This is a genomic window from Hydrogenobacter thermophilus TK-6 (assembly GCF_000010785.1).
Taxonomy (GTDB): Bacteria; Aquificota; Aquificia; order Aquificales; family Aquificaceae; genus Hydrogenobacter; species Hydrogenobacter thermophilus.
Genome location: NC_013799.1, coordinates 1,056,387 through 1,074,022 on the forward strand (window position 1 = coordinate 1,056,387; position 17,636 = coordinate 1,074,022).

Sequence of the window (17,636 nt, forward strand, 5' to 3'; positions counted from 1 at the left end):
CCTTATTTTGAAATATAATTTATTTTGTGAAGGTTGATATGAGAATAATCAAATCAACTGGGGAAAGGCTATGAATTATGTATCCCAGATCCTAAGCTACATAAGTAGTACACCTGATATAACCGAAATATACCTTGTTCCCAAGGCTCCACCTGTTGATAAGAAAGATGGTAAGCTCATAAAGATAACGGACAATGTGTTTACTCCTGAGGATGTAAGGGACACTCTTTTAGCCTTGAAAAGCTATGCATCCCCCCTTTTGGGTCCTCTGGGAAGTGAAGGCACCTTCTCTTTTGGCATACAAAATGTAGGAAGGTTGAGGGTGAGTTATGTAACCCAGCGAGGAAGTTATGTGGTAAACATAGTTAAAATCCCTTATCAAGTACCGCTTTTAGAAAATGTGTGTCAAGACCCCAAGACAGTTCAGCACATAGATGAGCTGATAAGACTTTACACTTCTGGCATTGTGCTTGTACTTGGTAATAGCCATGCAAGAGTGAGTACCTTTGTATACTCTTTCCTTCAACACATATCCAGAAACTACCAAAAGATCATCCTCGTTCTTGAAAAACCCCTTTCATTCCTTCTCAAGCACGACAAGTCCTTGGTTATACAGAGAGAGGTAGGTTTGGATACGCCTACCTTTGAAGAAGGACTCAGAGATGTAGCTTATGTCAATCCAGACATAGTGTATGTAAGCTACAGGGAGATCCTTCTGGCGGAAGAGGTCCTTCACATAATAAATGTGGTGGACCTGAATACTCTGGTAATATTTCACTCACCTTACATGAGTGAGGAAGCTGTTTTAAAAAGCTTTGAGAGACATAAGAAATTGGTTAGGTCTGTTATAAAGGTTGGTCCATCCGATGATGGAAAGCTAAGTATTGCCATTACAAACACAGCACCTTAGGCATTGGGAAACCGTTAAAGTTGGAAGCGTAGACAGTAGTGTATGCTCCTGCGGAGAGGATGTAGAGGTGATCACCCACCTCAGGCTCTGGAAGAGCTACCATTTTGGCTATAACATCCATACTGTCGCACGACACACCTCCTATTGTCCACTCTTTTAGCTCTCCTTCCCTGTCTATATAGAAGGGATACCTTATACCCCCAAGAGCCTCTGCCAGACCGTTGAAGACACCCGTATCCACATAAAGCCAATTCTCATCATTTCTCTTAGCCTTTCCTATGATCCTTGTTATCATGATGCCTTGATCGCCCACTATCCCTCTACCTGGTTCTATCTGCAGTTCGTGAGGGGGGTTTGGGAAGAACTTTTGTAAAAGCCCCTTTATGTAATAAGCTATGTCCTCTATCCTGAGGGCTTCATAAGTGTACTTGACAGGTATGCCCCCACCCATGTTGAGCATCTGAAGCCTAAAGCCTCTCCTTTTTGCCTTTTCCCAAAGCTCCGCAGATTTTCTTATGGCTATAAACCAGTTTCTGTAGTTGTTGCACTGAGAGCCTACATGAAAGGTAATGCCGTAAGGTACAAGCCCTTTCTCCCTCGCATACTCAAGTATATCAATGGCAGTATCCACATCAACACCAAACTTCTTAGAGAGTGGCCAATCACTACCCTCGTTGGGAACTACTAACCTAACATACACCCTTGCCCGCTTTGCCACCTTAGCTATTTTTTCCACCTCTGTAAAGGAATCCACCGCGAAACGATTTACATGGACAGAGTAAGCGTAATCTATAAACTCCTCTGACTTTACAGGATTGCTGGAGATGATCCTTTCAGGCTCAACTTTCAGGCTAAGCACCTTTTTTAGCTCCTCCAAAGATGCTACCTCAAAACCTGAACCTTTCTCTGATAGCGCTTTTATTACACTCGTATGGTCGTTAGCTTTCACCGCATAGTATATTCTGAAGTTGGGCATGTAAAGCTCTATCTCTTTATACCTGCGCTTTATACCTTCAAGGTCCAGAAGCAAGAGGGGGGTTTCTTGGGGCTTTAGGTAAGGCTGAAGGTGAAGTCTTTGGGAGATAAACTCCTCAAAGTATCTTTTGGCAAACTGGAACTGAAGCTCCCGCCGGTCTAAGGACTCTTTAACCATAATGGAAGTAATAATAATCTCTTTTTACAGGAAGGAAAGTGCCTGTTTTCTCTGCAGACATGCTGCACACTCACCGCAGGGAGGCTCTGTTCCTACATAGCACGAGTAAGTTTTTTCAAAAGGCACTCCCAGGTCTCTACCAATAAGGGCTATGTCTCTTTTGGACATTCCCAAAAAGGGTGCGTAGATGTGTATTCTTTTTTTGGTCTTTGCCACAAAGATGGAAGAGGCATTAACGGCTGCTTCTGCTGAGGTTATGAATTCTGGCCTGCAGTCAGGGTAAGGACTATCAAGGGCATGAACGCCTATACCTATGTGGTCTATCTCTAAGGTGTCCGCAAAAGAAGCTGCTATAGATATAAAGGTGAGGTTTCTCATAGGTACTGTGGTGATGGGAGGCTCTTCTTGAGGATACTCTCCCTTCGGTATGGATGCCTCTTGGTCTAAGAGGGCTGATCCCTTTAGGACACTGTAATGAGGCACCTCAACTATAAAATGTTCTTCCACCTGCGCCATTTTTGCAAGGTCCTTTGCGTACTTTATCTCCACTCTGTGCCTCTGACCGTAATCAAAGGAGATGGCATAAATCTTATCAAACTCTTTCTTGGAAAGCCACAAGAGAGTGGCGCTGTCCATTCCTCCAGAAAGTAGCACCAGTACACTCTTCATTTTTACCTTATGCCGGAGGCGGGAGTCGAACCCGCACGCCCTTTCGGGCGGGGGATTTTGAATCCCCTGCGTCTGCCAGTTCCGCCACTCCGGCTCTCTTAAAAAAAGATTATAGACTATCCTAAGCTGGCCATGCCAGTTATGTAATCAGCTACAGTAGTTGCCGCAATGGACCTGGGTTTGACAACAGGTTTTAGTCCTTGAGCTAACACATAACCTATAGCTTCTTTGAGTATTACGCTTGAGTTGTGTTCAGGATTGGGATTTATGTCTAAATGCACCTCAAAGGGTCTATTTCCTATAACTTCTGAAATCTCAAGAGCCATAAAAACCGCTCTGCTTACTTCCTCCATCAGCCTCTGCCGTAAGGATCTTATCCTTTTGACTCTTTCTGTACGCCAGAAAATCTTTGCTCCTCTGCACGAATCTATATGTACCACCACAACGGTAACAAAAACAGTCTTTTCCCTCACTTGTCTTGAATCACAACCCACATATACAGCAGTTCTCTCTGATGTACTTTTTATAAACTCCTTGACCTCCTCCATGTCCTTTATTAAGGGCATGTCTTCATACCCCTCTTTTAAAGTCTACATTCTTTACCCAAGAGGGTTTAAAGAGTATCCAGTCTTTTAGGTTTTCAGGGCTCCTTGAGTAGCACACTTCGCAAAGGAGACCTTCTTTGGTTAGCTTGGAGTTATCATCACAGCACTCGCTTAAGTTCCAAAACTCGTAATTGTCGTGGAAGACAAGCTTCTTACAGCTTACGCATTCGTAAAGGGTAAAACCCTTTGAGCTGAGGAAGGATGCCACATCTTCCTCCTCGGGCAGCTCTTCCACATCAAGAATCCTCTTTAGGAACTCCTTCTGTTGGTGCGTCAGCTCATGTATCTTCACATCAAATAATAATAGAACATAAAGCACCAAAAGGCAAATGCTTTTGGTTTATAATTTCCTTCAGATGATCAGAGCCTTCGTGGGTTTTTTTACCACAAAGAGATTGCAAGAGCATGTGGAAAAGCTTGAAAAACAGACAGAGCATTTTATAAGGGGCAAGTGGGTAGAACCGCAAAATCTTCATATGACTTTTCAATTCTTAGGTGATGTTGAGGAGGAAAAACTTATGGACATTATCAAAAATATGCAAACCATCGTACAAAAATACAAACCCATACATGTAAGGTATAAATCTTTGGGCGTATTTCCTTCCTTGGACAAGGCAAGAGTGCTTTGGGTGGGTGTTGCAGAGGGTGCTAACCATCTTAAAGACCTTGCCAGAGAGATAACTAAAGCCAACAGAAGGTCAGGCATAAGGGAGGAGGGCAAACCCTTTCATCCTCATGTTACCCTATGCAGGATAAAGGAGTTTGATCGCAGAAAGCTTAGAGAGCTTCTAAAACAGCACGAAAACACAAATTTTGGAGAGGATACTGTTGATCGTATAGCCTTGGTTAAAAGCTCGCTGAGCTCAGTAGGTCCCGTATATACTATCTTGGAGGAGTTTTACTTTTATGGATAGGCTCACATATAGGTCTGCAGGTGTGGACGTGCAGAAGGCTGAAGAGTTTGTAGATTACATAAAGGATAAAGTAAAGCACCTTTCAAAAAGCGTTTTGCTGTGGGGAGCATTTTCAAGCGGTCTTGAAATAAAAGGATACAAACAGCCTGTGATTATGATGTCCGCTGACGGCGTTGGTACTAAGCTGAAGGTGGCTCAGCATGTAGGCATTCACGACAGCATAGGCATTGACCTTGTTGCCATGAATGTAAACGATGTGATAACCTCAGGCGCAGAGCCTATAGCTTTTCTTGATTACATAGCTACTGGAAAGATAGAGCTTGAAGTTCTCAAGAGGGTGATGGATGGCATAATTGATGGGTGTAAAAAAGCTCATGTGCCTTTGGTGGGGGGAGAGACGGCAGAAATGCCTGACTTTTATCCAGAAGGTGTTTATGACCTTGCCGGTTTTTGCGTAGGAGTTTGTGAAAAAGGTCAGCTTATAACCGGTGAGGACATAAAAGAAGGAGATGTTTTGGTGGGTCTTCCCTCCTCCGGTTTTCACTCCAACGGGTACTCTCTCATAAGGAAGGTGCTGGCGCAAAGGGGTATAGATTACAAGGAAAGGATAGAAGAATTTGGGAAAAGTGTATACGAGATACTTCTTGAGCCTACGCGCATATACGCTGAGGACATAAGAAAGCTCAGAGGCAAAGTTAGCATAAAGGGTATGGCACACATAACTGGCGGAGGCATAAGGGGGAATCTTATAAGAATTCTGCCAGAGGGTGTAAGGGCTGTGGTGGAGAAGTCTCTAATACCAAGAAACGAGATTTTTTACTGGATAAAGGAGCTTGGCAATATAGAAGAGGAGGAGATGTATAAGACCTTCAACATGGGATTGGGCTTTGTTCTGGTGGTGGGAAAGGAAGATGTTAAAAAGGTGAGGGACCTTGTTAAGGATGCCTTTGTGTGTGGGTACATAGAGGAGGGTAAAAGAGATGTCCTGCTTGTTTAAAAAGGTGCTTTTGTCTTCTGCCATCTTTGTGTCTTTATCCTTTGGTCAGGTTATACAGAAGGTGGAAATAATGGGGGCTAAGTATGTGCCTGACGAAGTTATAAAGGCTCTCATAAAAGCAAGGGAAGGTCTAACTTACACACCCGACCTGGTGAGAGAGGACATAAGGAGGTTATACAGGACCGGCTTCTTTGACAGGGTGGAGGTTTACGAGGAGAGGAAAGATGGTGGGGTAATCCTCTACTACGATGTTGTGGACCTTCCCATCATATACAAGATAGAGTTTACGGGCAACAGAAAGATAAAGTCTGAAGACTTGGAGAAGAAAATAGGCATAGAGACTGAGGTAGGCAAAATTGATGTGGAAGAGCTTACAAAGGGCTATACCTCCTCTCCTGCTATAGAGGAGAAGGTGGAGATCCAAAGAAAGCTCAAATTGGGAAGAGTGCTAAGCAGGGAGGAGATGGAATACATAAAGAGAAAAATTGTTGAAGCTTATGCCAAAGAAGGTTATCCTAATGTAAAGGTTGACTACGAGCTTGTTCCCAAAAAGGGAGCTTCCAAGATCGTTTACCATATCTTTGAGGGAAGTCCCGAGTATGTATCATCAATACATTTCAAAGGCAATAAAACCTTCCGAGCTGGTAAACTCCTTGACCACATGGAGACAAAACCGCCAAGCCTTCTGGCTCTCAGACTCCGTCCACCTTTCAGCGAAGATGTTTTGAAGGATGATATGACAAGACTTAGGGATTTTTACGTGTCAGAGGGCTTTCTTGATGCAAAGGTGTCCTATAAGATAGAAAAAAAAGATGCCAAGTACAGCATAGAGATAGACATAGATGAAGGCAAGAGGTACAAATTAGAGAGCCTGAAAATAGAAGGCAATACGCTTTTCTCTTACGACGAACTTGTTGGAGCATTCTTAAAGAAAAACAAAGGTGGATACTATAGGGAGGAGGTGATAGACCAAATCATCAGCAACATAAAGAGGCAGTATTCTACCATAGGCTTTTTAAATGTTTCTGTAGTTAAGGATGAAAAAATAGACAGTGAAGGGAAGAAGGTAAGCCTGACTCTTAAAGTGAACGAAGGAGAGCCTGTTTACATAGACAGGGTGCAAGTAAGGGGAAATTATGAGTCACGCGATTATGTGATAAGAAGGGAGATGAGGGTTCAAGAAGGGGAGCTTGCCAACGAAAGAGAGATAGAGCGTTCAAGAACAAGGATATTCAACCTTGGTTATTACGAAGATGTATCTATAGAACCTCTGCCGTCGGAGGGCAGAAGGTGGGACTTGGAGGTGAAAGTCAGGGAGAGATTTACCGGTCAGTTTTCTGTAGGTTTGGGCTACAACCAGGTCACAAAAGTGGCAGGCTTTGTCTCTGTGAGGAAAGGTAATTTCTTAGGTACGGGTGATATTGCGGGCATATCGGTCTCATATGGAAGCAATTACAAGGATAACTCTCTCTCTTATACAAAAAAGTGGTTTCTCAACAAACCTATGGACCTTACTGGGTCACTTTACGATAGGCGCATAGATTACACTACCTACACCGTATCCAGAACAGGGCTTGACTTTATTCTCTCTCGGGAGCTGGCGGAATTCTGGAGAGTAAGCGGTGGCTTTAGCATACAAAGGGTGAGATATTCCAACATATCCTCAGATGCATCAGCAGCAATAAGGCAGGAAGCTGGGACAAGGCAGTCAAGGAAGCTGCTTTTTGGCATAACAAGGGATACAAGAGACAACTACCTGTTTCCAACAAAGGGAGCTCTCACAGAGCTTAGCTATTCAGTGGCGGTTCCTGTTTTGGGAGGTACAGAAAGATTTAACAAAGTAACCTTATCCCACCAGATGTTTATGAAAGATACGCTCTTTGATACAGGGCTTATCTTATCCTTGAAGGGTGTAGTGGGAATGGCAGAGCCTTACGGTGGGAAAACCGTTCCCCTTGATGAGAGGTTCTTCGTGGGTGGTGATTTTACCATAAGGGGTTATAAATACGGTTATGCGGGACCTCTTGATCCCAATACTAATGACCCCATAGGCGCGAGCAGGGAGCTTATACTTTCCGCTGAGCTTAACTACCCAATATACAAGAATATTCTTTATGGCGCTGTTTTTTACGATACTGGCTTGGGTGCCAACAGCTGGAAGGACTTCAAACCCCAAAACTTCCGTGAAGGTTTTGGTGTAGGTATAAGGTTCATAACTCCCTTTGCTCCTATAAAGCTTGATTGGGCTTTCAAGACTAAAAAGGTACCAGGCGATACCTCAAGAAGCAAGCTCCACTTTGTGCTGGGGGTATTTTTCTGATGATACCGAGAGCTTTAACCATTGCAGGCTCTGATAGTGGTGGTGGTGCTGGTATTCAGGGGGATCTCAAGACTTTTACCGCTTTAGGTGTTTATGGTATGAGCGCCATAACATCCATAACTGTTCAAAACACCATCGGTGTCTTTGGAGTTTACGACCTTCCACCCGATGCCGTTTACAGTCAGATAAAGGTGGTGGTTGAGGATATAGGAGTTGATGCGGTAAAGACAGGTATGCTATCCTCTGAAGATATAGTAAAGGCTGTAGCAGAGGCTGTAAGAGAGTTTCGTCTAAGAAACCTGGTGGTGGACCCTGTGATGAGGGCAAAGTCAGGGGACCCGCTTCTAAAAGAGTCTGCAAGGAAGGCTCTCATGGAAGAGCTTTTACCTTTAGCTTTGATAGTAACACCTAACCTTCCGGAAGCTCAGGAGATGTGTGGGTTTAAGATAAACAGCTTGAAAGACATGGAGGAGGCGTGCCGAGTAATACACTCCTTGGGACCCAAGTATGTGGTGGTCAAAGGTGGACATCTTGAAGGAGATAAAAAGGTGGATGTGCTGTACGATGGTAAGAGCTTTTACCACTTGGAGGGCAAGCATGTGCTTACCAAGAATACGCACGGCACTGGTTGCACTTTCTCCTCAGCCATAACAGCCTTTCTGGCAAAGGGTGAGGACCCTATAGAGGCTATAAAAAGAGCAAAGGAGTATGTGCAAGGAGCAATAGAGCATGGTCTTCCTCTGGGGCACGGACACGGTCCCCTGAACCATATGTGGATGTTTTACAGCTTATAATGTTATCATGCGCACTGTGGATGTGAGTTCAAAGCCTCTTACTCTCAGGACTGCAAGAGCTTATGGTAGAATAAGGCTAAAGCCACAGACGCTCAAAGCCATCTTGGAAGGAAAAGTTCCCAAGGGGGATGTGCTTCAGGCAAGCAGATTGGCAGGCATAATGGGTGCAAAAAACACCTCCCAGCTCTTACCCTTCTGTCATCCTCTGGGCTTTCAGCATGTAGAGGTGGACCTCCAAGTAAGAGAGGACGGCATAGAAGCCTTTTCCTTCGTAAAAGGCATAGAGAGGACAGGCTACGAGATGGAAGCTCTTACGGCTGTAAGTGTTGCACTGCTTACCATATACGACATGTGTAAAGGGCTTGACGATGGCATGACCATAGAGGAAATAAAACTCTTGGAAAAGTCCGGTGGTAAGTCCCAGTGGGGTAAAACTCTCAAGGGGAAAAGGGTATTGGTGCAGGCAGAAGGTGAGGTCTTAGAGCTAATAACCAAACATCTTCAAAAGCTACAGCCAGACCAGATACTAACTCAAAAGAGCCAGAACTACCAGCTTTTGATATCCACAGAGGAACTAAAGTTAAAGGAGGAGTTTTATGCGCTTGGCACAGTTATAAACCAGACACTTTTTAGCTTGTTTCCCTCCAGTGTAAGAAAAGGTGTAATCATAGGCAAAGACCAAGATGGAAAAACTTGTGTTTACATTGAACCTTCAAAGGAGGTTGTGTTGGCATTTTTTGAAAACTTTGGACACCTGTTGGGAACTTGGGTAGATGAGTAGCATCTATGACTGGCTTTTGTTAAAAGCTGTAAAAGGATTAGGAGAGAAGAGTATAAAGAAGCTATACGCTGTGTACAAAGACCCCTCTCTTATCTTAGAAGCCAGCGTAGAGGAGCTCAAGGCTTTAATAGGAAGAGAAAAAGCGGAAAGACTAAAAAGAAAGGAGCTTTCCTTTGACCCTCAAAAGGTACTTTACAGAGTAGAAAGAGAAGGCATAAGCACTCTCACCCTCTCAGACGGAAGTTATCCGGACCTGCTGAGACAAATAGAAGACCCTCCACCAGTGCTATTTTACAGAGGTGAGGTAAAGTCTAAGCCCCTTGTGGCAGTGATAGGCACAAGAAGACCTGATTATTACAGTGTCAGCTTTACCAAGCATGTGGTAAAACAGCTTATAGAGCTCTCTTTTGGAGTTGTCTCGGGTGGAGCAAGAGGAATAGATTTTCTTTCCCACAGCTACTCTGTTGAGCTGGGTGGATACACGGTATGCGTGCTTGGTATGGGGATTTTGCAAGTACCTTCTCATCTTGAGAGCTTGGTAGCAAAGGGTGGCACCTTGCTATCAGAGTTTCTTCCTGATGAAGAGCCAAATGCTTTTACTTTTCCAAGAAGGAACAGAATCATAAGCGGTCTTTCCCGTATGGTTTTTATACTGGAGGCGGGTATAAATAGTGGTGCACTCATCACTGCAGAGTATGCTCACAAGCAAGGAAGAGAAGTTTATGTCCACATAGGTGTGGGAAAAAGCCAGAGGTGGGACGGATGCGTAAAGCTTCTTAACGAAGGTAAGGCAAAGTTCTTCAGAGATGTAAAAGATGTTTTGGGAGGGTTTTCTCTTCAAGAGGCTCAGGAAGACTTTCTGCTTAACTTACTGACGACTCCTAAGACCTTTGATGAACTTGCTATCCTTTCTGGACTTGATGCGAAAGAGCTCACCGCTAAGCTCACAGAGTATGAACTTCTGGGTAAGCTCAGAAGAATAGGTGCTTATTACAGACTTGCTTAAGTGTCCTCATCGCCCAGCATGTAAAAAAACTTACCCTTTATCTCCTCCGCTCTTGGTCCTGTGAGCCTATTAGCTACAAGGTAGGTCTCACTTGGTAGCTCCTCAAAGCTCACATGCTTTAACAGCTTTACTGCCCACGGTGGCATCTTGACAAAAAAAGCACCCACCTGCTTGGAAAGTGCCGAAAGAGCCCTGCCCATGTACTTTAGCTTTCCCACATAATCGTACAGTTTGGGTGGGTCTGTGTCTGTCCTCAAAAGGAGGAGAGCCTTTGGAGTAAAGAGGGAGCCATACATGAAAAAAGAGAATTTAGCATCAGGCATGGAAGAGCGCCACTCCAAGACAGCCCTATCTCTAACATTTAAGATAAGGTCATTTCTCTTCATCTTGTTCCACAGAAAGCTTGCCAAAGAAGGGTCTTTTACCTGTTCTAACCTTTCGTAAAACTTTCTACTTCCCTGCTTTATCACAACTTCCTTGACCTTTTCTACATCCTCATAAAGCCCAAGCTTTATTGCCAACCTTCTCGCCCTTTCCATAGGAAAACCATAGCCAAAGTATATTTTTCTTTCTCCCTCTATTGGAGCATGGTGAAGTATGTACTCTTTAGCAAGCCTGTAAAAGATGTTTTCCTTTCTAAAGATAGCTCTGTAGTTGGGATGTACCATGCTGTCTGATATAACCGCGGAGATAACTTCCCTTCCCAAGTAAAAGCATCTTCTTGGGATAGCACCGTAGTGAGCGATTATTCTTCCCTCGTGCTCTACCACATAAACCATGGTTCCCAAGCGGTGCGCCTTGTACTTCCAGTGCCAAAGCTCTCTGCTCATCTCTTTGCCAAATACTAATCTAAAGAGTTCCCTTATACCGTCTTCATCACCCTCCCTGTAAGGCCTTATTTCCATCAGAGCCCCTCCGAAAGACTAAATACAGCCAGAATCATGGAAAAGACTATAATGCCCACTATAAGACCCATGAAAAGAATTATTGCAGGCTCAAGGAGGCTCACAAACCTCTTTACTGATGTTTTAAACTCTTCGTTGTAGGTGGTATAAATCTGATAGAAGGCTCCTGCCAGCTCCCCAGTTTGCTCTCCCACAGCAACCATTTCTGTTACCATGTCTGGAAATAGCTGATGAGACTTCATAGCTTTTGAAAGAGATGAGCCTTTGACCACATCGTTTCTCACAGCTCTTATGGCATCCTTCATCCTGAGGGTAATAGGCACATTACCGGCCAGGTCCAGGGCGTGGTTGAGAGTTACCCCTCCCTTAATAAGCGTGTAAAGGGTTTGGAAAGTTCTTATTAGCTCCGTGTTTAAAAGGAGTTTTCCTAAAAGCGGTAGCTTATAAAGAAAGCTCTCCAGCTTCAGTCTTTGGTGCCTTTTTCTGAGGGCATACCTTAAGTAAACAAAGAGGAGCAGAAGAACCACAAGCGCACCCACTATGAGGTAGTTTATAATGTCCGTCAAAAAAAACATGGCTCTTGTCAGTAATGGGAGTTTTACATCCGTACTTTGAAACACCAGCCTGAACTTGGGAACTACATATGAAGAAATGATGAGCAGTGAAAATAGGGAAACGCCAAAAACAAAGGAGGGATAAAGCATAGCGGTTATTATGCTACTCTTTAATTCATTCTCTTCCTTTATAAAGTCCAGTATGAGACTTAGCGTCTCTTCTAAGCTACCACTCTCCTCTGCGGACCTTATCATCTGCACATAAAAGTCGGGAAAGAGGTTAGAAAGGCGCAGAGCCATGCTGAGTGTACTTCCTGACCTTATCTCTTCGTAAACTTTTAAGAGCTTTTGGTGATACTTCCTTTCCCTTTCCGCTATAAAGAGGAGAGCCTTATCCACCGTCAGACCTGACTTTAAGAGCTGGAGTAGGTTGGATGTAAACCTCTCAAGAAACTTAGTATCTTTGCGGGACTCTTTGAGGCTCACCTCCTTCAGGCTTATCACCTTAATATTCTGTGCCTTCAGTTTTGATACAGCCTCGGCTTTTGTATCGGCTTCAAGAAGACCTTCCACTAAACTTCCGTTGTAAAGACCTTTGTAAGAAAAAACCATGCTTTCAGAATATATTATAGCTCAGAGGAAGTAAATTAATTCTTATGGAAAGCCTTGCTTGGATGAGTGAGAAAAGGAATGGTAAAGTGCTGTGTAAAGCCTGTCATCAAAGGTGCCTTTTGAAGGAAGGTGAATATGGAAAGTGTGGCGTGAGAGTAAACAAGGATGGTGAGCTTTTATTGACAGTTTATGCAAAAGTAGCATCCTACAACATAGACCCCGTGGAGAAAAAGCCCCTTTACCACTTTCTTCCTGGCACCTACACCCTTTCTATAGGAACAGTAGGATGCAACTTCTCGTGCCTTTTTTGCCAAAATTGGGAGATATCGCAGTATCCACAAACGCACAACTACAAAACCTTTGGTGAAGATCTATCACCTGAGGAGATAGTAAGAATGGCAAAAACATACAAAACACCCTCCATATCCTATACCTACAACGAACCTGTCATATTCTTTGAGTTTGCCTTTGATATCATGAAGATGGCTTACAGCGAAGGAATAAAAAACATCTTCGTTACGAGCGGGTACGAAACGGAGGAGGTAATTGATGCATCCCTCCCTTACCTTTCCGCAATGAATGTGGACCTAAAATCCTTCTCAGACAAGTTTTATAGAGAGGTATGTGGGGCAAGGTTAAAGTCAGTTTTAAAAACTATAGAGTACGCATACAAGAAAGGAATATGGATGGAGATAACCACGTTGCTTATACCTGGACTAAACGACTCACCCGAGGAGATAAGAGATATTGCTAGGTTTATAAAGAGTATTTCAGAAAACATACCCTGGCACATCTCCCGCTTTTTCCCAGCTTACAGGATGACACACATACCACCCACACCAATAAATAAGCTTATAAGGGCTTACGAGATAGGAAAGGAAGAAGGACTGAGTTATGTTTATATAGGAAATTATCCTTTGGAGGACCTGGAGTCTACTTTCTGTCCTTCGTGTGGATACAAAGTGATAGAGAGGAGTGGCTATCTGGGTGAAAGAGTAAAGATGCATCTGAAAGATGGTAAATGTCCCAGCTGTGGAAAAGTTATAGATGGTGTTTTCGGCTCATCTTGATAGGAGTTTGAGGCTAATGGGTGCCAAAAAGGTAGTTATTGCAACTGCAAATATTACCACCGCATAAGTTAGCTCGTCAAAGAGTTTTGCCTGCCTTCCAAATTCTGCAAATATAAGCCCCACTTCACCGCGCGGTAGCATGGAAAAACCTATAAGAAGCTTTTCCTTGAGGTTTCCCTTCACGAAAAAACCCGATGCTACTTTACCTGCAATGGCTACAAAAATCAGAATGGTGGACATAAGCCAAAACTTACCGGATGTAAAGTCTATAACTTTAAGATTTAGCTCAAGCCCAACATAAACAAAAAAGAGAGGGGTCAGTACCCAAACTAAAGGCATGATGGTTTGCTCCACCTTGTGCGCCATCTTCTCGTCAGTTCTTAAAAAGACTGCAAAGGGCAGGGCAAATCTCCTTGAGAGGGCAAGGCCAGCGGTAAAAGCTCCCAATATCTCTGGAGATCCCACCTGATGAGCCAAGTAAGCAAAGAGGAAGATAACTGCCACAACAGTGGGGGGTATAAAGTCTTCCGTACCAAGTGCTTTTGACAAGTGCTGTATGATCTTTGCAAGCGCCTGTGCTATTATGGGAGAGAGTATAAAAAAAGTAGCTATATACAGTATAAGGGTGGTGATGGCTTCAAAGTGCACTACACCTTCTTTTGAAAACTCGTAAAGCGCCGCAAGCAGCACAACTCCAAATATGTCATCAAGCACCGCAGCACCAAGCACTATCTGAGCAAATCTTTGCTTCATCTTACCCAGGTCTTCCAGCACCTTCACCGTTATGCCTATGCTGGTGGCTGTAAGCGTTCCACCAATAAAGAGGCTCACAGTCAGAGGAAGTTCAAGAAGATAATACGAAACCGCAACGCCAAAAATCATGGGAAGGGAAGCGCCTACAAAAGCCACTACAAAAGCGGATATACCTACTTCTTTAAGCTTATGTACATCAGCCTCCAAACCAACCTGAAAGAGAAGGAGTATAACTCCTATCTCCGCAAGAAGTCTGAGGATCTGGTTAGGCTCCACCATGCCCAAAATACTCTGACCCAGCAATACTCCTACGAGTATCTCTCCCAGAACAGAAGGAATACCTATCTTGGAAAAGGTATCACCCACTGTGCGTGCAAGGAAGAGAATGATGGCAAGGTATAGAAATACAGTGTGTAGCTCCATTTACTTCTTCCTAGTTCCGCAGAGATACTTTACACCTTCCTCTGTCTTTGCCCAATGGCGCGTGCCGGCTGGCACTTCTAAAATATCTCCAGGCTTGAGATGATAAACCTTTTCTTCTGTGCCTATAGTGATAGAGCCCTCCAGCACCATCCTTACTTCATCTTCAGCATGGGTGTGCCATCCGTAGTAGGTGCCAGGAGCATCCTCCCAAAGATAGATATTTTCATAACCGAGCTCCTCCAGTCTCTTTTTTGCCTGAAGCAAGCTGTTCATCTTACACTCCCGTTGAACCAAAGCCGTCAGAGCCTCTCCTAGTTGGAGATAAATCTTCTGTCTCGTGCAAATTCACCTTCTGCACAGGGCATATTACCATCTGAGCTATTTTATCTCCTCGTCTTATAACAAATTCCTTTTCTCCTAAGTTTATAAGCAGGACCTTTATCTCTCCTCTGTAGTCCGCATCTATTGTCCCCGGTGAGTTAAGCAATGTGATACCGTAGTTTAGAGCCAAACCACTTCTTGGTCTTATCTGGGCTTCAAAGCCTTCTGGAAGCTCAATAGCGATACCTGTGGGAATGAGCCTCCTCTCCATAGGTTTTAAAGTTACGGGCTGCTCCACAGCAGCCAGAAGGTCTAATCCAGAAGAGCCCGGAGTAGCATAAGACGGAAGTGGTAGTCCCTTTCCATGGGGTAGTCTTTTTATCCTTATATTCATAGCTCTACAGAGCCGGCGGTGGGACTTGAACCCACGACCTAGGCATTACGAGTGCCTCGCTCTGCCGCTGAGCTACGCCGGCTATCATCCAAGCCCATATTGGTGAGTTTTGCTCTCCCTTGCTCGTCCACCTCCAGCACCTTGACCTTTAGAGTATCCCCTACACTAAAGACAGCCCTCACATCCTTCACATAGCCCTCCATCTTACTAACATGCAAAAGACCTACCTTGCCGGGGAGGATCTCCACAAAGACACCGTAAGGCTCCACTCTTGTCACCTTCCCTTCGTATACCTTACCCACCTCCACATCCCTTATGAGATTCTCTATAATCTCTTTAGCGGCATCTATGGCTGATTTGGAGGGTGCGGTCAGAGAAACTTTTCCACCCTCCAGCACCCAAACAGTGGTGCCTGTCTTCTCCTTTATGTCCTTAACCGTTTTACCACCCGGACCTATTATCAGCATAGCTTTCTCCTCTGGTACTGTTATGATTTCTATCCTTGGTGCATAAGGTGAAAGCTCCTTCCTCGGCTCTGGTATTGCCTCGTACATCTTCTCCAGTATATAGAGCCTTCCCCTTTTTGCCTGCATAAGGGATTCTATCATAATCTCTTTCTTTAGTCCCTTTATCTTTATGTCCATCTGCACGCTGGTTATTCCGTCCTTTGTGCCTGCAACTTTAAAGTCCATATCTCCCAGCTGATCCTCGTCACCTAATATGTCAGAAAGTATCACATATCTTTCTCCTTCCATTATGAGACCCATGGCTATGCCAGCCACATGCTTCTTTATGGGAACTCCTGCATCAAACAGAGCTAAAGAACCTGCGCACACGGTAGCCATAGATGTAGAGCCGTTAGACTCCAGTATGTTGGATACGATCCTTATGATGTAAGGAAACTCTTCCTCTGGAGGAATCAGTGGTTCTATGGCTCTTTCTGCCAGCGCTCCATGACCTATTTCTCTCCTTCTGGGTGGTCCCCATGGTTTTGCCTCACCTGTAGAAAAGGGAGGGAAGTTGTAGTGGAGCATGAATCTTTTGAAAACCTCCCCCTCGTATATGCTCTCTACCAGCTGCGCTTCGTGAGGAGAGCCGAGGGTAACGGTTGCAAAAGCTTGCGTCTGTCCTCTGGTGAATATGGCGCTACCGTGAGGTCTTTCAAAAGGCTTTATCTCTATGCTTATAGGCCTTATCTCTTCGGGTTTCCTGCCGTCTATTCTTACACCTTCGTTTAGCACCTTTTGTCTCATCAGCTTACTTATGAGCTTTTTGTAGTGATAACCCACCTTAAAGTGAAGCTCCTCTGGTATCTGATGCCTTTCTATAAACTCCCTCAAAATAGCGGATGTGTTTTCCTTCCTTTCCCGCTTGTCCTGTATCTCAAAGGTTTTAAGAATTCTTTCTGTGCAGAACTCTTCCATAAGATCCTTTATCTCTTGAGGAAGATGGATGCCTTCAAAGCTCATCTTTGGAACGCCTACTTTTTCCCTCAACTCTTCCTGAGCGGATATGAGCTCTTTTCCAGCCTCTAAGCCAAAGTATAGAGCGTTGGCAAAGACCTCCTCATCCACCTCCTTTGCACCACCCTCTACCATAATTATGCTGTCTTTACTTACAGCTAAGATGATTTCAAGGTCAGCCTTCTGTCTCTCTTCGTATGTGGGGTTTGCCACAAACTTCCCCTCAATCCTGCATACCCTGAGCCCCGCTATGGGACCTTCAAAGGGTATCCTGGAAATGTGGAGAGCCGCAGATGCACCAGTTATGGCAAGCACATCAGGATCATACTTGTCATCTGCGGAGAGAGTAAGTGCCGTTATAACCACATCATGAAAAAAGCCTTCAGGAAAGAGAGGTCTTATAGGTCTGTCTATAACTCTTGACACAAGCACTTCCCTGTCTGTAGGTTTGCCCTCCCGCTTTACAAAACCCCCTGGTATCTTCCCCCAGGCTGACGATTGCTCTCTATAATCAACAGACAGAGGCATAAAGTCTATGTCCTGCAAAGGCTCCTCTGAGACTACCGCAGTAACCAAGACGGCAGTATCACCCTGTCTTACAACTACCGCACCGTCAGAAAGTTTGGCATAGTGCCCCGTTTCTATAATTATAGGGTCTTTATCCCCCAAATTGGCTATCACCTTATGCATCATCTTACCTTAAGACCCAACCTTTGGACCACTTCCAAATACCTTTTATAATTGGTGTTTTTAAGGTACTCCAAGTGCCTTCTTCTTGCGTGTATCATAGCTATAAGACCTCTCCTTGAGTGAACATCCTTCTTGTTGTTTTTTAGATGCTCTGTAAGTCTGTTTATCCTTTCAGTAAGCACCGCTATCTGTACTTCCGGAGAACCCGTATCCTTTTCGTGTCTTTGAAAGCTGCTTATTATCTCCTGCTTTCTCTCCTTTGGTAATGCCATCTCTATACCTCCTAAGATATAATATTATAC

The 17,636-nt window shown here is 44.2% G+C and carries 19 protein-coding genes and 2 tRNA genes; 8 read left to right on the forward strand and 13 right to left on the reverse strand.

Annotation, left to right across the window (positions count from 1 at the left end; genetic code table 11):
- The first annotated feature begins 70 nt into the window (after positions 1-70).
- Positions 71-910, forward strand: a complete 840-nt coding sequence (locus HTH_RS05840; protein ID WP_012963793.1) for a twitching motility protein — start codon at positions 71-73, stop codon at positions 908-910.
- Here HTH_RS05840 and HTH_RS05845 read toward each other — a convergent pair.
- The 5 genes from HTH_RS05845 to HTH_RS05865 form a co-directional block, all read right to left on the reverse strand.
- Entirely contained in the window at positions 891-2,063 is a 1,173-nt protein-coding gene (locus HTH_RS05845; RefSeq protein WP_012963794.1) for a type III PLP-dependent enzyme, read from the reverse strand. The genes HTH_RS05840 and HTH_RS05845 overlap by 20 nt on opposite strands.
- A gap of 24 nt (positions 2,064-2,087) precedes the next feature.
- A complete protein-coding gene (gene queC / locus HTH_RS05850) occupies positions 2,088-2,732 on the reverse strand; it encodes a 7-cyano-7-deazaguanine synthase QueC (RefSeq protein ID WP_012963795.1) in 645 nt (214 codons plus the stop codon).
- 10 nt (positions 2,733-2,742) lie between these two features.
- Positions 2,743-2,826 (reverse strand) — tRNA-Leu (locus HTH_RS05855).
- A 22-nt stretch (positions 2,827-2,848) separates the two neighbouring features.
- Positions 2,849-3,298, reverse strand: a complete 450-nt coding sequence (locus tag HTH_RS05860) for a ribonuclease H-like YkuK family protein (RefSeq protein ID WP_012963796.1) — start codon at positions 3,296-3,298, stop codon at positions 2,849-2,851.
- A gap of 4 nt (positions 3,299-3,302) precedes the next feature.
- Positions 3,303-3,629, reverse strand: coding sequence for a hypothetical protein (locus tag HTH_RS05865; protein ID WP_012963797.1), 327 nt, complete (start codon positions 3,627-3,629; stop codon positions 3,303-3,305).
- A 64-nt stretch (positions 3,630-3,693) separates the two neighbouring features.
- On the opposite strand from HTH_RS05865, the gene thpR reads away from it, so the two are divergent.
- Genes thpR through dprA form a run of 6 tightly spaced genes read left to right on the forward strand, consistent with a single transcriptional unit; the run spans position 3,694 to position 10,149 of the window.
- Positions 3,694-4,251, forward strand: a complete 558-nt coding sequence (gene thpR / locus HTH_RS05870) for an RNA 2',3'-cyclic phosphodiesterase (protein ID WP_012963798.1) — start codon at positions 3,694-3,696, stop codon at positions 4,249-4,251.
- On the forward strand, positions 4,244-5,248 hold the full coding sequence (gene purM / locus HTH_RS05875) for a phosphoribosylformylglycinamidine cyclo-ligase (RefSeq protein ID WP_012963799.1): 1,005 nt from the start codon (positions 4,244-4,246) through the stop codon (positions 5,246-5,248). Before thpR ends, purM begins: the two co-directional genes overlap by 8 nt.
- A complete protein-coding gene (bamA, locus tag HTH_RS05880) occupies positions 5,232-7,568 on the forward strand; it encodes an outer membrane protein assembly factor BamA (RefSeq protein ID WP_012963800.1) in 2,337 nt (778 codons plus the stop codon). Before purM ends, bamA begins: the two co-directional genes overlap by 17 nt.
- On the forward strand, positions 7,568-8,362 hold the full coding sequence (gene thiD, locus HTH_RS05885; protein WP_012963801.1) for a bifunctional hydroxymethylpyrimidine kinase/phosphomethylpyrimidine kinase: 795 nt from the start codon (positions 7,568-7,570) through the stop codon (positions 8,360-8,362). The genes bamA and thiD overlap by 1 nt, the downstream gene beginning before the upstream one ends.
- A 7-nt stretch (positions 8,363-8,369) precedes the next feature.
- The gene (moaC, locus tag HTH_RS05890) at positions 8,370-9,143 is read left to right on the forward strand and encodes a cyclic pyranopterin monophosphate synthase MoaC (RefSeq protein ID WP_012963802.1); all 774 of its coding nucleotides are present in this window, start codon (positions 8,370-8,372) and stop codon (positions 9,141-9,143) included.
- Positions 9,136-10,149, forward strand: a complete 1,014-nt coding sequence (gene dprA / locus HTH_RS05895; RefSeq protein WP_012963803.1) for a DNA-processing protein DprA — start codon at positions 9,136-9,138, stop codon at positions 10,147-10,149. The genes moaC and dprA overlap by 8 nt, the downstream gene beginning before the upstream one ends.
- Here the strand turns inward: dprA and HTH_RS05900 are convergent.
- Together HTH_RS05900 and HTH_RS05905 are read right to left on the reverse strand one after the other, a co-directional pair.
- Complete coding sequence (locus HTH_RS05900; protein ID WP_012963804.1) at positions 10,146-11,054, reverse strand: GNAT family N-acetyltransferase; 909 nt, start codon at positions 11,052-11,054, stop codon at positions 10,146-10,148. The two genes, dprA and HTH_RS05900, sit on opposite strands and share 4 nt — an antisense overlap.
- The gene (locus HTH_RS05905) at positions 11,054-12,220 is read right to left on the reverse strand and encodes a type II secretion system F family protein (RefSeq protein ID WP_012963805.1); all 1,167 of its coding nucleotides are present in this window, start codon (positions 12,218-12,220) and stop codon (positions 11,054-11,056) included. Before HTH_RS05905 ends, HTH_RS05900 begins: the two co-directional genes overlap by 1 nt.
- Positions 12,221-12,264: 44 nt before the next feature.
- On the opposite strand from HTH_RS05905, the gene amrS reads away from it, so the two are divergent.
- Positions 12,265-13,290, forward strand: a complete 1,026-nt coding sequence (gene amrS, locus HTH_RS05910; protein ID WP_012963806.1) for an AmmeMemoRadiSam system radical SAM enzyme — start codon at positions 12,265-12,267, stop codon at positions 13,288-13,290.
- On the opposite strand, the gene HTH_RS05915 is transcribed toward amrS, so the two are convergent.
- The 6 genes from HTH_RS05915 to rpsO all read right to left on the reverse strand — a co-directional run bounded on the left by HTH_RS05915 (position 13,282) and on the right by rpsO (position 17,606).
- The gene (locus HTH_RS05915; RefSeq protein ID WP_012963807.1) at positions 13,282-14,466 is read right to left on the reverse strand and encodes a cation:proton antiporter; all 1,185 of its coding nucleotides are present in this window, start codon (positions 14,464-14,466) and stop codon (positions 13,282-13,284) included. The two genes, amrS and HTH_RS05915, sit on opposite strands and share 9 nt — an antisense overlap.
- Entirely contained in the window at positions 14,467-14,739 is a 273-nt protein-coding gene (locus tag HTH_RS05920) for a cupin domain-containing protein (protein WP_012963808.1), read from the reverse strand.
- A gap of 1 nt (position 14,740) precedes the next feature.
- Complete coding sequence (gene dut / locus HTH_RS05925; RefSeq protein WP_012963809.1) at positions 14,741-15,181, reverse strand: dUTP diphosphatase; 441 nt, start codon at positions 15,179-15,181, stop codon at positions 14,741-14,743.
- A gap of 10 nt (positions 15,182-15,191) precedes the next feature.
- Positions 15,192-15,263: transfer RNA gene (locus HTH_RS05930), tRNA-Thr, on the reverse strand.
- On the reverse strand, positions 15,220-17,337 hold the full coding sequence (locus tag HTH_RS09680; RefSeq protein ID WP_012963810.1) for a polyribonucleotide nucleotidyltransferase: 2,118 nt from the start codon (positions 17,335-17,337) through the stop codon (positions 15,220-15,222). Before HTH_RS09680 ends, HTH_RS05930 begins: the two co-directional genes overlap by 44 nt.
- Complete coding sequence (rpsO, locus tag HTH_RS05950) at positions 17,334-17,606, reverse strand: 30S ribosomal protein S15 (RefSeq protein ID WP_012963811.1); 273 nt, start codon at positions 17,604-17,606, stop codon at positions 17,334-17,336. Before rpsO ends, HTH_RS09680 begins: the two co-directional genes overlap by 4 nt.
- Positions 17,607-17,636 lie beyond the last annotated feature (30 nt).

Bases quoted from the DNA above. Each gene is read 5' to 3' on its own strand.
- HTH_RS05840 (WP_012963793.1), top strand. From the start codon at position 71: ATGAATTATGTATCCCAGATCCTAAGCTACATAAGTAGTACACCTGAT.
- HTH_RS05845 (WP_012963794.1), bottom strand. From the start codon at position 2,063: ATGGTTAAAGAGTCCTTAGACCGGCGGGAGCTTCAGTTCCAGTTTGCC.
- queC (WP_012963795.1), bottom strand. From the start codon at position 2,732: ATGAAGAGTGTACTGGTGCTACTTTCTGGAGGAATGGACAGCGCCACT.
- HTH_RS05860 (WP_012963796.1), bottom strand. From the start codon at position 3,298: ATGCCCTTAATAAAGGACATGGAGGAGGTCAAGGAGTTTATAAAAAGT.
- thpR (WP_012963798.1), top strand. From the start codon at position 3,694: ATGATCAGAGCCTTCGTGGGTTTTTTTACCACAAAGAGATTGCAAGAG.
- purM (WP_012963799.1), top strand. From the start codon at position 4,244: ATGGATAGGCTCACATATAGGTCTGCAGGTGTGGACGTGCAGAAGGCT.
- bamA (WP_012963800.1), top strand. From the start codon at position 5,232: ATGTCCTGCTTGTTTAAAAAGGTGCTTTTGTCTTCTGCCATCTTTGTG.
- thiD (WP_012963801.1), top strand. From the start codon at position 7,568: ATGATACCGAGAGCTTTAACCATTGCAGGCTCTGATAGTGGTGGTGGT.
- moaC (WP_012963802.1), top strand. From the start codon at position 8,370: ATGCGCACTGTGGATGTGAGTTCAAAGCCTCTTACTCTCAGGACTGCA.
- dprA (WP_012963803.1), top strand. From the start codon at position 9,136: ATGAGTAGCATCTATGACTGGCTTTTGTTAAAAGCTGTAAAAGGATTA.
- HTH_RS05900 (WP_012963804.1), bottom strand. From the start codon at position 11,054: ATGGAAATAAGGCCTTACAGGGAGGGTGATGAAGACGGTATAAGGGAA.
- HTH_RS05905 (WP_012963805.1), bottom strand. From the start codon at position 12,220: ATGGTTTTTTCTTACAAAGGTCTTTACAACGGAAGTTTAGTGGAAGGT.
- amrS (WP_012963806.1), top strand. From the start codon at position 12,265: ATGGAAAGCCTTGCTTGGATGAGTGAGAAAAGGAATGGTAAAGTGCTG.
- HTH_RS05915 (WP_012963807.1), bottom strand. From the start codon at position 14,466: ATGGAGCTACACACTGTATTTCTATACCTTGCCATCATTCTCTTCCTT.
- HTH_RS05920 (WP_012963808.1), bottom strand. From the start codon at position 14,739: ATGAACAGCTTGCTTCAGGCAAAAAAGAGACTGGAGGAGCTCGGTTAT.
- dut (WP_012963809.1), bottom strand. From the start codon at position 15,181: ATGAATATAAGGATAAAAAGACTACCCCATGGAAAGGGACTACCACTT.
- HTH_RS09680 (WP_012963810.1), bottom strand. From the start codon at position 17,337: ATGATGCATAAGGTGATAGCCAATTTGGGGGATAAAGACCCTATAATT.
- rpsO (WP_012963811.1), bottom strand. From the start codon at position 17,606: ATGGCATTACCAAAGGAGAGAAAGCAGGAGATAATAAGCAGCTTTCAA.